Below are 12,589 nucleotides of genomic sequence, written 5' to 3'. Positions count from 1 at the left end.
CCCCGCCCCGAGCCGCGGGAGCCAGGCTGCCTGGGCCGCCTGGAGCCTGGCCAGCAGGTCACGGCGCGGTTCGGGCGTATGTCACATATCGTTTGTGTCGGGTTTGTTGTGATGTGGTCGTGGCACTCGGTGTCGCCCGGCAACGCGTACGTCTTCCGAGGTGCTCGGCGCCGGGGCGGGAGCCGGTCCGGTCACCGGCGCCCTCGTGGTGGCGAGCGGAACAGAGGGCGGTCGATGACGACGATCGGTGTGGAAGAGGAGTTCCTGCTGACGGATCCCGTTCTGGGCCTTCCCGTGCCGGACGCGGAGAAGGTGCGGGCGACGGCCGGGCTGACGTCTCTCACGGACGGCCAGGAGGTGCAGCCCGAGCTGCTGCAGGCACAGGTCGAGGTGGCCACGCCGGTCTGCGGCAGCCTGCAGGAAGTGGGAGGGCACCTGCTGCGCCTGCGGCACGCCCTCGGGATCGCCGCGGAGAAGCACGGCTGCCGCATCGCGGCCTGCGCCACACCGCCGTCCCACGACGACCTGCCCGTGCCGGTCACCGAGCAGGCCCGCTACCGGGCCATGCTCGTACAGGCCCCCCAGCTGGTGGCGGAGCAGCTGGTCAACGGCATGCACGTCCACGTCTGCGTCCCTTCCCGTGACGCCGGCGTGCAGGTCCTGAACCGCCTGCGGCCGTGGCTGCCGACGCTGACGGCGATGGCGGCGAACTCCCCGCTCTGGAACGGCCACGACACCGGCTTCGCCAGCTGGCGCACCGTGGTCTTCAACCGCTGGCCGGTCAGCGGCGTACCTCCGCGCTTCCAGGACGCCGCGGACTACGACCGGCGTACGCGGCTCCTGCTCGACCGCGGACTGATCGCGGACCGCGGGCAGCTGTACTGGCAGGCGCGCCTCTCGGAGCGGTACCCGACCATCGAGGTGCGCTGCCTGGACGTGCAGCTGCGCGTCGACGACGCGGTCATGCTGGCCGGCGTCGTGCGCGGACTCGTCGAAACCGCCCTCGCGGACGCGGCGGTGGGTGTGCCCGTGCCCGACTGTGCACCCGAGGTCCTTCAGGCCGCCATGTGGCACGCGGCCCGGCACGGCCTGAGCGACACCCTGATCGATCCGGGCGGTCACCGGCGCCGCGCCGGTGACGTGCTGTACCGGCTCCTTCAGCACATCGGGTCGTCCCTCGACAGGAACGGCGACACCCGTGAGGTGACGGGTCTGGTCCACCGGCTCCTGCGGGAGGGCACCGGAGCCGATCGGCAGCGCGCCGCCCTGGCCGCGGGCGGCCTCCGCGCGGTGAACGCCCTTGTCATCGGTGAGAGCACGCCGTGCGTGGACGAGGACGCGCCGTGTGTGGGTGYGAGCGCGCCGTGCGTCGACGAGGGCACACCCCGGTGAGTACACCGAGCCGTCGTCGCGCGTGCCGGCGGACGCGCTTCACCGGCACCGGCACCGGTCCGCGGGCGAAGTGATCAGGAGCGGGCCAAAAAGTGGTGAGGGGCGGGCCAAGTGGTCAGGGGGCCCAGTACCCCGTGGCGATCTTCGTGCCGGCCGTCACGACGGCCAGCGCCAGCGCGGGCAGCAGCACCGGCGGGATGCTCGCCGGATCCGTGTGCAGCCCGAAGAAGACGAAGAACACGGCGGCGAACAGGTCCCGCAGCGGCGACAGCAGCCCGTGCGCCCCCTCCGCCACCTCCCCCGACAGCGCGATCCCGACGAGGAACGCCCCCACGGCCGCCGACACCTGCAGCTGCTGCGCCACACCGGCGACCAGCAGGGTCAGCCCCAGCACCACCAGCAGCAGCTTCTCGGGGTCGTCGCTGGAGACGAACCGGGAGATGTGCCGCCCGTAGCGCACCGCGACGACGAGCACGAGCCCGGCGACGCCCAGCGCGATGGCGAGCGTGGCGCTGCCCGCCGCCAGCCCCGCGCCGGCCAGCAGCGCGGTGATGATCGGCAGGTAGACCGCCATGGAGAGGTCCTCCAGGACCAGGATGCTCAGGATCACCGGGGTCTCCCGGTTGCCGAGCCGGCCCAGGTCGCCGAGGACCTTGGCGATGACCCCGGACGAGGAGATCCAGGTGACGCCGGCGAGGACGACGGCCGCCACCGGGCCCCAGCCCAGCAGCAGCGCCATCGCCGCGCCCGGCAGGGCGTTCAGGGCGGCGTCCACCAGGCCCGCCGGGTACTGCGTCTTGAGGTTGGAGACCAGGTCGGTCGCCGTGTACTCCAGGCCCAGCATGAGCAGCAGCAGGATGACACCGATCTCGGCGCCGATCGCGACGAACTCCTCACTGGTGCCCAGCGGCAGCAGCCCTCCCTCGCCGAACGCCAGCCCGGCGAGCAGGTACAGCGGGATCGGGGAGAACTGGAAGCGTCCGGCGAACCGGCCGAGCAGTCCCAGACCGAGGATGATGGCGCCGAACTCGATCAAGAAGACCGCGGACGAGTGCACGTGTCACTCCCTTCCGAGTATGGTCGCGGCCGACTCCACGCCCTCGCGGGTGCCGATCACGATCAGGGTGTCCCCGCCGGCCAGCCGGAAGTCCGGGGCCGGCGAGGGGATGGCCTCGGCCCGGCGCAGTACGGCGACGATCGACACACCGGTCTCGGTCCGCATGTGGGTCTCCCCCAGCAGCCGGCCGTTCCAGTGCGAGACCGACGACAGCTCGATCCGCTCGGCGACCAGTCCCAGCTCGGTCGTGGACAGCAGGCTGGGGCTGTGGTGGTCGGGGAGCAGCGCGTCGATCAGCGCAGCCGACTCCCCCGCGGAGAGCCGTACGGAGAGGGCGCAGGCGTCCGGGTCGTCCTTGCGGTACGCGCTCAGCGTGCGGCCGCCGTCCCGGTGGGCCACCACGGAGATGCGGCGCTGCTCGCGGGTCGTGAGGTCGTACCGCACCCCGATCCCGGGCAACGGCGTACTACTGAGGCGTGGAGTGCCCATGGCTGGTCCCTTGTCCGATGTCGATCCGGTGTCGCATTCACCCTACGGCGGGCAGCGGAATCGTTCCGTCTGCAGCCCGGCGGGGGCTGGTCGCGCAGTTCCCCGCGCCCCAGCGCTTTTGTCTTTCAGGGGCGCGGGGAACTGCGCGGCCCACCCCCACCGGCCCGCGGACGAAACACCGTCCGATCAGTCGGTCACTTCGACCTTGCCGTTGGCGCCCGGCGCAGCCGGAGCCGCCGGGGCGGCCGCCGGCGCCGTGATCCTGCGCAGCAGATCAGGCAGGTCGACCCCGGTCGTGGAGCTGAGCAGCTCCACCCCCTGGGCGACGTTGTCGGCGACCGTACGGGACAACTGGCTCGCCCCGTCCGTCGAGATCACCGTCATCTTGTCGATCGCGCTCAGCGGCTCGGACGCCTTGGCGACGACCTGCGGCAGCACCTCGACCAGCATCTGGAGCACGGCCGCGTCGCCGTACCGCGAGAACGCCTCGGCCTTCAGCCGCATCGCCTCCGCCTCGGCGGAGCCCTTCGCGGCGATCGCGGCGGCCTCGGCCTCGCCCTCGATGCGTACGGCGTCGGCGAGCGCGGCGCGGTGCGCCTTCTCGCCCTCACCGGTCAGCCGGGACCGCTGGGCGTCAGCCTCGGCCTGCTTGACCAGCGCGACCCGGCGGGCCTCCGCCTCCTGCTCGGCCTGGTAGCGCGCGGCGTCGGCGGGCTTGCGGACCTTGGTGTCCAGCTCGCGGTCGGTCAGCGCGGCCTGCCGCTGGGCGACCTTCTCCTGCTCGGCGAGGACCTCCTGGTTGCGGGCCGCCTGCGCGAGCGGGCCGGCCGCCGCGGCCCGGGCCGCCGCCTCGTCCGTCTCGGCCTGGATCTCCGCGGTCTTGAGCGCGAAGGTCCGCTGGGCGATCGCGATCTCCTCCTCGGCCTTCAGCCGGGCCTGCTCGGCGGCGCGCCGGGCCACCGCCTCGGCGATGTCGGCCTCCTGCCGGGCGCGGGCGGCCTCGGGGCGGCCGAGGTCGGCGAGGTAGGAGCCCTCGGTGGTGATGTCCTGGATCTGGAAGGCGTCGAGCACCAGGCCCTGCCCGGACAGGCTCGCCTCGGCCTCCTCCGCGACCTGCCCGGCGAACGCGGCACGGTCCCGGATGATGTCCTCCACCGACATCCGGCCCACGATGGAACGCAGCGCGCCGGAGAGCACCTCCTGGGTGAAGCCGACGATGCCGTCCTGCTGCATCAGGAAGCGCTGGGCGGCGGCGCGGATGGAGTCCTCGGTGCCGCCGACCTTGACGATGGCGACGCCTTCGAGGTTCGCCTTGACGCCGCGCAGCGTGACCGCGCCGCGCACCGCGATCGGGATGTGCCGGCTGGACAGGTCGAGGGTGAACTTCTGCTGGACGAACGGCACGACGAAGACGCCGCCGCCGACCACGACCTTCTGGCCGCTGTTGTCGGTGAACACCCGGCCGGTGTCCGGGTCGGTGGACTTCTTGCCGCGCCGGCCGGTGACGATGAAGGCCTGGCTGGGCCCGGCCACCTTGTAGCGGGTGACGACGACGAGTGCGAGCAGCACGAGGAGCACGACGACTCCCACGACCGCGACGAGCACTGGACTCATGATGGTTCCCCCCTGCCACCCCCAAGGCGGCGGATCGTTACTGCGGATGTCGGACCGGTCCGGCTGTCGGGTCAGTTCGGATGTCGGGCCGGTTCGGATGTCGGACCGGTTCGGCTGTCGGGCCGGTTCAGCGCCGGACCGGGCGGACCGCCACCGACGTCGGTGACAGGGACTCCTCGACCCAGATCTCAGTGCCCCGGGGCACCCCGCCGGGACTCTTCGCCGCGAGCTTCAGCGGCTGGCCGGCCAGGTGCACGAGCACCTCGCCGTACCCCTCGGCCGGGATCGCGGTGACGACGGAGCCCGAGCTGCCGACGAGGTCCGTGCCGCGCGGCGTGGCGGCGGGGTCGTCGCGCATCAGGGCCCGGCTCAGCCGCCAGGTCAGCCAGCCCGCGCCGGCTCCGGCGCAGGTCCCCACCGCGGTGGCGGCCCCGGCCCCGAGGCCGGTCGTGCCGAGCACGAGCGCCCCGCCGAACCCGAGCATGGACACGAAGCCCGCGACGACCGGCAGCGAGAGCAGCCCGTCGAAGAGCCCGTCGAGGAAACCCGCCCCGCCGAACAGCCCTTCCAGGACGCCGTCGAAGACCAGCGTCAGGAGCAGCAGCACGATCCCCGCGATGCCGAGAACCAGAAACACCGTCATGCGGTTCGCCTCCCCCGTCCCTGCCGTCACCTCGGTGGAGCCGCATCATGTCAGGTTCATGGACATGTACACATTGCCGGGATCAGGCAGTCTTTACGCTTTCTTGGTGCCGTGTCGGCGCCTGGCCCGGACGCGTCACGGATGCGTGGGTGCCCTCCGGCACCGGGAGCGCGGGAAGACTGCCCGGTTCCGGCAATGCGGCGGGCCCTTCGCGCGGGCCATGATGAGCGGGCAGAAACGGGGGAGCCCACGGGGGACGGACAGGGGTCCCGGTACCGGACACCGTCACGGACGGCCGGGACCGGGGCCCCGTCCCGCTTTTCCCCGGGAACCGCCCGCGCCGAGGAGCACCGACAGGAGTACCGACGTCCGCCATGCATCTGCCGTACCCCGGCAGCGGGACCCGTCCCGCCCCTGCCTCCCTCCTCCCGTATGCGCTAGAAAGGCGAGGACGGTTCGTCGCGCGACCGGCGCGACCGGGGGGATCTGCGGGATCTGCGGGATCGAGGGAGCACATGGCGGGGCAGGACGTACCCGAGGAGTACCTGGACGGGTACGCGCGCATCCTCGCCGACGCCTCCGCCACCGGCCGCCGGCTGACCCGCGACGAGCTGGAGTCCCGGCGGCTGCTGGGCGAACGGGCCGCCGAGGCGGGATTCGGACTGCGCGCCCTGGTCGGCGCGCKCCTCACCGCCGCCCGCGTGCACTGGCCCGCCGCGGCCGGTGCGAGCGCCCTCGCCGCCGTCGAGCAGGCCGTCGACGCCTTCGCCGAGGGGTACGAGCGGGCGCAGCTCCTGGCCGTACGGCAGGAGGAGGCCGCGCGCCGGGAGTTCATCGACGACCTGCTGTACGGACGCAGCGACCTCGGTCTGCTCGCCGAGCGCGCCGAGCGGTTCGGGCTGCGCCTCTCGCACGCGCACGCCGTCGCCGTCGCCCGCGGCCGGGCCGGCTACGACGAGGGGGACGCCGTGCCCCGCGAGGTGGAGCGCGCGCTGATCGCCCGGTTCGGCGACCGCAGCGTCCTCGTGACCACCAAGGACGGGCGGCTGGTCTGCATCGCCCCCGGCGACCAGGACGAGGTGCTCGCCTTCTTCGCCAAGCAGGCGTACGCGGCCACCGACGGCGGGCAGGTCGCCATCGGGCGCCCGCAGCCCGGGCCCGGCGGGGTCGTCCAGTCGTACGAGGAGGCCCTGAACGCCCTCGACCTGGCGGAGCGCCTGGAGTTCGACGCCCCCGTGCTGCGCTCGGCCGACCTGCTGGTCTACCCGGTGCTCACCCGGGACCGGCAGGCCATGGCGGACCTGGTGGTCAGCGCGCTCGGGCCGCTGCGCGCGGCCCGGGGCGGCGCCGAGCCGCTGCTGGACACCCTCACCGCGTACTTCGACTCGGGCTGCGTCGCCGCGGAGGCCGCCCGGCGGCTGTCGCTGAGCGTCCGCGCGCTCACCTACCGGCTGGAGCGCATCCACAAGCTGACCGGGGCGAATCCGGCGGACCCGGTCCACCGGTACACGCTGCAGACCGCGGTCATCGGGGCGCGGCTGCTGGACTGGCCGGAGAAGGACTTCTGAGGGGCCCGTCGCCGGGAGCCCGCACGTCCCCGGTCCTCCTCGTCAGTCCTCCTCGTCCCCTTCGTCGTCGCTCCCGTCGCTCCCGTCGCCCCCGTCGTCGCCGGTGTCCGCGTCCGGTCCGCCCTTGGGGCCCTTGTCCTTCTTCCCGCTCCCGTCCCCGGCGGGGCCCGGGGCGGCGGGCTGCTCGGCGTCGTCGTCCCGGGGGTGCCTGCGCAGCAGGTAGGTGTCCATGATCCAGCCCTTGCGCTCGCGGGCCTCCGCGCGCAGCTCGACGATCCGGGGCGCCGTCTCCGCCAGCGGGCCCGCGGCGAGGATCTCGTCCGGGGTGCCCAGGTAGGCGCCCCAGTAGATGTCGATGTCCTCGCCGGTGCCGGCGTACCGCTGGAACGTCTGGTGGGCGTCCAGCATGACCACCACGTCGTCGACGCCCTCCGGGAACCCCTCGGCGAGCCGGCGGCCCGTGGTGATCTGCACGGGGCGTCCCACCCGGTTCAGGCCCGTGCGGTGGCGGGCCACCAGGGACGAGACGCTGCTGATGCCCGGCACGACGTCGTACGCGAAGGCCACGGAGCCCTCCGCGAGGATCTCCTCCAGGATGCCCAGCGTGCTGTCGTACAGCGAGGGATCGCCCCAGACGAGGAACGCGCCGGTCCCGTCCTCGTCGAGCTCCTCGGCGATCAGCCGTGCGTAGATGCCGGCGCGGGCGCTGCGCCAGTCCCCGACGGCGGGGGAGTAGCCCGCGCCCCCGGCGGCCCGGTCGCGCTCCGGATCGCGCGCCTCCACCGTCCGGTACGTCCCCTCCGGCAGGTGCGCGTCCAGGATGTCCCGGCGCAGCTGCACGAGGTCCGCCTTCACCTCGCCCTTGTCCAAGATGAAGAACACGTCCGTGCTCCTCAGCGCCTTGACGGCCTGGAGGGTCAGTTGGTCGGGATCGCCCGCACCGATGCCGATGACATGAATCTTTCGCACGCCCAGAGTCTGCCGCACGCCGGAGCGACGGCGGCAACCGCACCTGCTCCGGAAGCAGGCCTACGAGCCGCCGCGCAACCGGGGCGCCCACTCCCGCGCGTCCACGGCCGCCTCCCCGCGCTCCACGACGTCCGCCAACGCCCGGGCCCACACGGCCAGTTCGGCCGGCGCCAGCCCGTACGGACGCGGCACCCCGCTCCGCGCGCTCCACTCCTCGACGGCGCCGGCCCCGCGCCGCAGCAGCCGCGCGCCACCTGTCACGTTGCCCCGGGCCGCGTGCGTGAGCCCCACCGCGAGCTGCGCGAGCCCCCGCCACAGCGCCCGCTCCCCGTCGGGGCCCGACTTCCAGGCGTCCTCGAAGACCTCGTGCGCGTGGAACGGCTTGCCCGCGGCCAGCAGCGCCTGCGCCTCGGCGACCGTGTCCTCGGGGGCGCGCACCACGCCCTCGGGCTGCCGCTCGACCCCGTCCGTCCCGTACGGCAGGGGCCGTCCGAGCCCGTCGCGGGGCCGCGCGTTGCGGGCCCGCCCCTCCGCGTCCCGGTCCCGCCCGCCGTCGTTGCCGCCACCGTCACCAGAAGTGCTGCTCATGCGCCGATTGTCCCCCCTGCCACGCCGTCTTCGGAGGAGCCCCGGTGTGCGGTAAGGTTCTGTTCGCGCGATCACGCGGTTCACCGCGACGAGGCGCATCGGGACGTGGCGCAGCTTGGTAGCGCACTTGACTGGGGGTCAAGGGGTCGCAGGTTCAAATCCTGTCGTCCCGACTTTACGAAGTCGCAGGTCAGAGGGCCCGCCGAAGGGATTTGGCGGGCCCTCTGGCGTGTTCTTGGGGACCATGTGGGGACCAGACGGTCTAGCGGGCCCGGCGGGGACCCGCGGGCAGGGTCGGCAGGGTCTTGGGGGCGCGGACCATGGTCAGGCGGGCGGTGATCTGGCGCCGACCCTGCTCGGGGCGACGGCGGCCGAGAGCGCGCGCGAGTTCGCCGACCGGCGCCAGCATGTGTCCGCCATCGCCCGCGCACCACCACACAGCCTCGCGATCACGCTCCGAGGCGTGGACGCCGAGGTCATGCCCTGGGCACACCGGCCAGACCTGCCAGGTCCGTTCGAGCAGGCTCTCCTGGATCAGGATCGCCAGGCTGGTCAGTGCCATGGCTGGGTCGTCACACATGTTCGGCAGGATGGGGCCGCCCCAGTTGAGCCGTTCGCCGTCGGCAAGGCGGACACCGGCTCCCACCGGGAAGCAGTCCTCCAGGATCTCGATCTCCGGTTCGCCTTCGATCCCACGCGTGGGCAGGTCGCGGGCTACGACTCGCAGTGCGGCGCGCAACGTCTCCAAGCGTTCGGGGGCGAGGTCGAAGCCGGGATCGAAGCCCACGTCGTCCAGGATGCGCCGGGCCAGGGCGGTCATCTCCGCCTGCGGCACCTCGGCCGGGTTCCGCTCGACGACCTCCAGGACGGCGTCGGTGTGATGGAACCAGTCGAGCAGTCCGCAGGCGAGAGCGACGACGGGCTGTGGGTCAAGGCTGTCCTCGCGCACGCCGAGGTAGACCCTTCGCATCAACTGTTCAGTATCCGCTTCGTACTCAGCCATGGCGTCTCTCACCGGCTCAGTATCCCGACAGAGTACGGTTCCCCGCCGCATGGTTTTCCAGCTGACGTCCGACCCACTCACCAGCGGAACCATGACCCCACAACTTGATCGCGGCCGTCACTTGAAAGGAACCGCACCCAAGACCGTTTGGCTCCAAGAATCGCCGCCCCACGGCCCGCTATGACGTCGGGAAGACGACCGGACGGTCCGAGAGCATCATCGAACGCGACAGCGTCAGAGGTGAGAAGACCTGCTCAGTGCCCATGCTGGTCCAGGGCACGATCTCGGTATGCACGCCAAGCATCGAAAGCCGACTGTGCGCAGTCCGCGGTGAGGAAGTCTCCCGACCCGGTGTCGAAGGCGCGTGCTTCCAACGCATCGGCGACCGCGAGGGCAGCGTGAGCTGCTGCTTCGCTGTCGCCATGGATGAAGAGACTGACTCCGGCAACCGGGGCGTCATCAGCTTCGTTGACCGGGGCGCTGAGGGAGAAGCCGGGACCCTCGTAGTCGCCCCAGCCATTCTGCGAATACTTGATGCCCGGCAACACATCCGTAAGGACACCGCGAACGTCGCGGCCCGCGCCCAGGCTCGGTGGCTCCCAGTCCTCGGGGATCTCGTCCATCGCCTCGGCCTCGGACGGAAAGCGCATGATGAATACATCCCAGCTCACCCGCACAATCTACGTACCAGCACTGACACTCAGCCCGGCGCTGAACCGGCCGCCTGGTGAGAGGACAAGCTGAGAGGCTCGAACAGCTCCGCTTCCGGCTTCAGCTCCACCGATCGCACCTTGACGGCCGTGACCCTTACTCAGCGACCGAAGCGACTCAAGCGACCGAAGGGGAACGTTGATCAGGATCCCGTCGAGGCGGGCTCAGCGGCCGGGCCGTTGGCCGCCCTGTGGGCTCGTCTCGACGATGGTGACGGGAAACGCCTTCGGTCAGGCGCGGAACGCCGTCCCTCCTCCCCTGCGTCCGACGGTTCGACATCGATCTCATCTACGCACCTCAGACGTGGAGCTCCGGCGGGAAGCCGGTCCAGCGGAGCTCGGCGGGGAGGTGGCCGGTGTCGTTGAAGAGGAGAACCGCCGGGGGACGGTCGGGTGTGTAGCGGATGACGGTCAGGGCCGCGTTGGCGTGATTGATGCCCAGCCAGCGCCACTTGGGCGCGTCGAGGGCGGCTCGGATGAGCCAGCCGACGAGGAAGTTGTGGGTGATGACAAGCTCATGCCGCGGTTCGTCTCCGACGACAGTCCCTGTGAACTCTGCAAGTGCCGCTGCGGCGAGGCCGGGACCCTGCTCACGTTCTTCGACCGTGAACTGGTGCAGGAACTCGATCCAGTCGTCCGCTGCCTGCGGTGGCAATTCCTCGCGTGTCGGCAGGTAAGGGAGGTAGTCGCCGGCCGCTTCGCAACGACGGCAGACAACTTCGTCGAGCTGCTCACTGACCAGCTGGGCGGTCTGTTCGGCACGGGCGAGAGGACCGTGGTGGATCGCCGTCAGCGGAACCTTGCGTAGCCGCTGCCCCAGCAGGGCAGCCTGGCGGCGGCCCGCATCCGTCAATTCGCTCTCATCGGGCGATGCCTCGCCGTGACGGGCGAGATAGAGGTAGCGGGCGGCCGTACCGGTCATAGATGAGTCCTTCAGTGAAATGGCAGGAGTCCGATCCGAGTTCAGCGTGGCGTGGCAGGACCTTCGGCCTGATCAGGCCGGAGGTGATCCTGCTGTGACAGGGCAATACGACGGCGCATGGGATCGACGTCGGTGATTCTCACAGTGAGGACGTCGCCGACCTCGATGACGTCTCCGGACGATCCGTTCAGCTCGCCGGTGCGCACAAGGCCCTGGAAGCCGTCCTTTCGGTCCTCGATGCGGACGAAGACGCCGAACGGCACGATTTTGGTGACCGGCCCGCTGACCACCTCGCCGATCCTCTGCGCCACCTGCGGCCACGGGTCTGCCTGCACGGCTCGCAGCGACAGCGGTACCCGTTCCCTGACCATGTCGATGTCGAGAACCTCGGCTGTGACCTCCTGGCCGACGCCGACGACGTCGGAGGGGTGATCGAAGGGGCGCCAGGACAGCTCCGGGACGTTGATCATCGCCGTGAAGCCGCCGATGTCCACGAAGGTGACACCGAAGCCGGCAATGGCGGTCACTGTGCCAGTGACGAGCTGGCCGCGCCGCAAGGTCTTCAGGAACGCCCAGTCCCGGTCGCCGGGCGTCGCCTCGGTCTGCCAGCGAGCGCGCAGAACGCCGTCGTTGTCGGGCAGCACCGCGGTGAACAGCGGGAGATCCTCACCGGCATACATGGATACGACGCCGGCGGCACGCGCGCCGGCGAGCTGTGAGATCACTGCCTCGAACTGGGTCTCGTCCACGACCGTGCTCGTGATCTGCCCGTCCTCGTCCTCCCAGACGATCTCCACGAGGCCTTCGTCTGGCAGAGCGGCCACGGCCTTGTCGACGTCGGTGAGTAGGTCCGGCCAGACGGCCAGCCGTGCGCGTGGGACCAGACGGGAGCGCACGGTCTCGATGTTGTCGCGGGTCAGGCGGTGCCACCGGGAGGCATTGCCGGCGAAGACCTCCTCCAGGAACACCGCGCTGTGGACACGGACGGTCCAGTGCAGGCGGGCCCAGAAATCGGCGTCGGCCGGTCGCTGCACGTACGCGGCGTCGTCGGGGGCGAAGTCGTACGGCGAGGCGTCCAGGCGTTCCGGGAACAGGCCGAGCGCGCAGGTGCGGGCCAGTGCGGTTGCGCAGGGTTTGTTGCTGCCGATGTAGAGGTACTGGTCCCAGCCGACGTGCACGGCGAACGCTCCTCCTGCCTCCAAGCGGCACCAGGCGCCGTTGTCGCGGAGCATGGCCCGGACGAGTTCCAGGCCGACGGCGATCGGCACCACAGCGCCGTCGTGAAACCCGGCCGGGCCGGCCGGGAACAGGTCGGCCAGCCCGTAGCCGTCGACCGGTGGCTGCAGACCGAAGTGGGCGAAGCCTGCGATCTGTGGCTCGCGGATCTCCAGCTGGTCAATGCCTGCCGCCTCCGCGAAGACGGCGACTGCCGCCAGGTAGGCCTCTTCGACCGGTCCGTGGTCACTGATCGTGTCCTCGGCGCCGGTGTAGTAACCGCGCTCGTCACGGTGGGCGGGGTCGTACTTGGTGATCCGGTGGACGAACGGTGGCACGCTGCTCCTGGGCGGTCCGAGGGGAATCCCAGCGTAGGTCCGCTGCCGAGTGCGCGGTCGGGATTTTCGGAGGAACAGCCC

Annotated in this window: 10 protein-coding genes, 1 tRNA gene and 2 pseudogenes; 3 read left to right on the top strand and 10 right to left on the bottom strand. The window is 71.4% G+C overall.

The genetic code is table 11. From position 1 onward, the window contains the following. The first annotated feature begins 234 nt into the window (after positions 1 to 234). Positions 235 to 1,392 carry a carboxylate-amine ligase gene (locus tag FGF04_RS12920; RefSeq protein ID WP_149511454.1) on the top strand — a complete coding sequence of 386 codons (1,158 nt, stop codon included), beginning with the start codon at positions 235 to 237 and terminating at the stop codon, positions 1,390 to 1,392. 121 nt (positions 1,393 to 1,513) lie between these two features. Here the strand turns inward: FGF04_RS12920 and FGF04_RS12915 are convergent. The 4 genes and pseudogenes from FGF04_RS12915 to FGF04_RS12900 form a co-directional block, all read right to left on the bottom strand. Beyond that, positions 1,514 to 2,449: pseudogene (locus FGF04_RS12915) on the bottom strand (cation:proton antiporter); the annotation flags it as partial. Positions 2,450 to 2,452: 3 nt separating this feature from the next. Beyond that, positions 2,453 to 2,938, bottom strand: a complete 486-nt coding sequence (locus FGF04_RS12910; protein WP_149511453.1) for a cation:proton antiporter regulatory subunit — start codon at positions 2,936 to 2,938, stop codon at positions 2,453 to 2,455. A gap of 186 nt (positions 2,939 to 3,124) precedes the next feature. After that, a complete protein-coding gene (locus tag FGF04_RS12905; protein WP_149511452.1) occupies positions 3,125 to 4,552 on the bottom strand; it encodes a flotillin family protein in 1,428 nt (475 codons plus the stop codon). A gap of 127 nt (positions 4,553 to 4,679) precedes the next feature. Further along, positions 4,680 to 5,195 carry a hypothetical protein gene (locus tag FGF04_RS12900; protein ID WP_149511451.1) on the bottom strand — a complete coding sequence of 172 codons (516 nt, stop codon included), beginning with the start codon at positions 5,193 to 5,195 and terminating at the stop codon, positions 4,680 to 4,682. A 515-nt stretch (positions 5,196 to 5,710) separates the two neighbouring features. On the opposite strand from FGF04_RS12900, the gene FGF04_RS12895 reads away from it, so the two are divergent. Then, entirely contained in the window at positions 5,711 to 6,763 is a 1,053-nt protein-coding gene (locus tag FGF04_RS12895) for a PucR family transcriptional regulator (RefSeq protein WP_149511450.1), read from the top strand. Between the two features lie 195 nt (positions 6,764 to 6,958). On the opposite strand, the pseudogene cobF reads toward FGF04_RS12895, so the two are convergent. Continuing rightward, positions 6,959 to 7,732: pseudogene (gene cobF / locus FGF04_RS12890) on the bottom strand (precorrin-6A synthase (deacetylating)); the annotation flags it as partial. Positions 7,733 to 7,792: 60 nt separating this feature from the next. Further along, complete coding sequence (locus FGF04_RS12885; protein WP_149511448.1) at positions 7,793 to 8,320, bottom strand: DUF309 domain-containing protein; 528 nt, start codon at positions 8,318 to 8,320, stop codon at positions 7,793 to 7,795. A 99-nt stretch (positions 8,321 to 8,419) separates the two neighbouring features. Here FGF04_RS12885 and FGF04_RS12880 point away from each other — a divergent pair. Next, positions 8,420 to 8,493: transfer RNA gene (locus FGF04_RS12880), tRNA-Pro, on the top strand. Between the two features lie 89 nt (positions 8,494 to 8,582). Here FGF04_RS12880 and FGF04_RS12875 read toward each other — a convergent pair. The 4 genes from FGF04_RS12875 to FGF04_RS12860 form a co-directional block, all read right to left on the bottom strand. Beyond that, on the bottom strand, positions 8,583 to 9,323 hold the full coding sequence (locus tag FGF04_RS12875; protein WP_235882317.1) for a hypothetical protein: 741 nt from the start codon (positions 9,321 to 9,323) through the stop codon (positions 8,583 to 8,585). A 254-nt stretch (positions 9,324 to 9,577) separates the two neighbouring features. Beyond that, positions 9,578 to 9,994 (bottom strand): hypothetical protein, encoded by a 417-nt coding sequence (locus FGF04_RS12870; protein ID WP_149511447.1) that lies wholly within the window; start codon positions 9,992 to 9,994, stop codon positions 9,578 to 9,580. A 337-nt stretch (positions 9,995 to 10,331) separates the two neighbouring features. Continuing rightward, complete coding sequence (locus FGF04_RS12865; protein ID WP_149511446.1) at positions 10,332 to 10,955, bottom strand: histidine phosphatase family protein; 624 nt, start codon at positions 10,953 to 10,955, stop codon at positions 10,332 to 10,334. A 41-nt stretch (positions 10,956 to 10,996) separates the two neighbouring features. Then, on the bottom strand, positions 10,997 to 12,508 hold the full coding sequence (locus tag FGF04_RS12860; RefSeq protein ID WP_149511445.1) for a S1 RNA-binding domain-containing protein: 1,512 nt from the start codon (positions 12,506 to 12,508) through the stop codon (positions 10,997 to 10,999). Positions 12,509 to 12,589: the final 81 nt, after the last annotated feature.

Source organism: Streptomyces apricus (genome assembly GCF_008369065.1).
In the GTDB taxonomy this organism is placed as follows: Bacteria; Actinomycetota; Actinomycetes; order Streptomycetales; family Streptomycetaceae; genus Streptomyces; species Streptomyces apricus.
The sequence above is the reverse complement of the archived record's forward strand: the minus strand, read 5'-3'. Positions and strand labels throughout refer to the sequence as shown.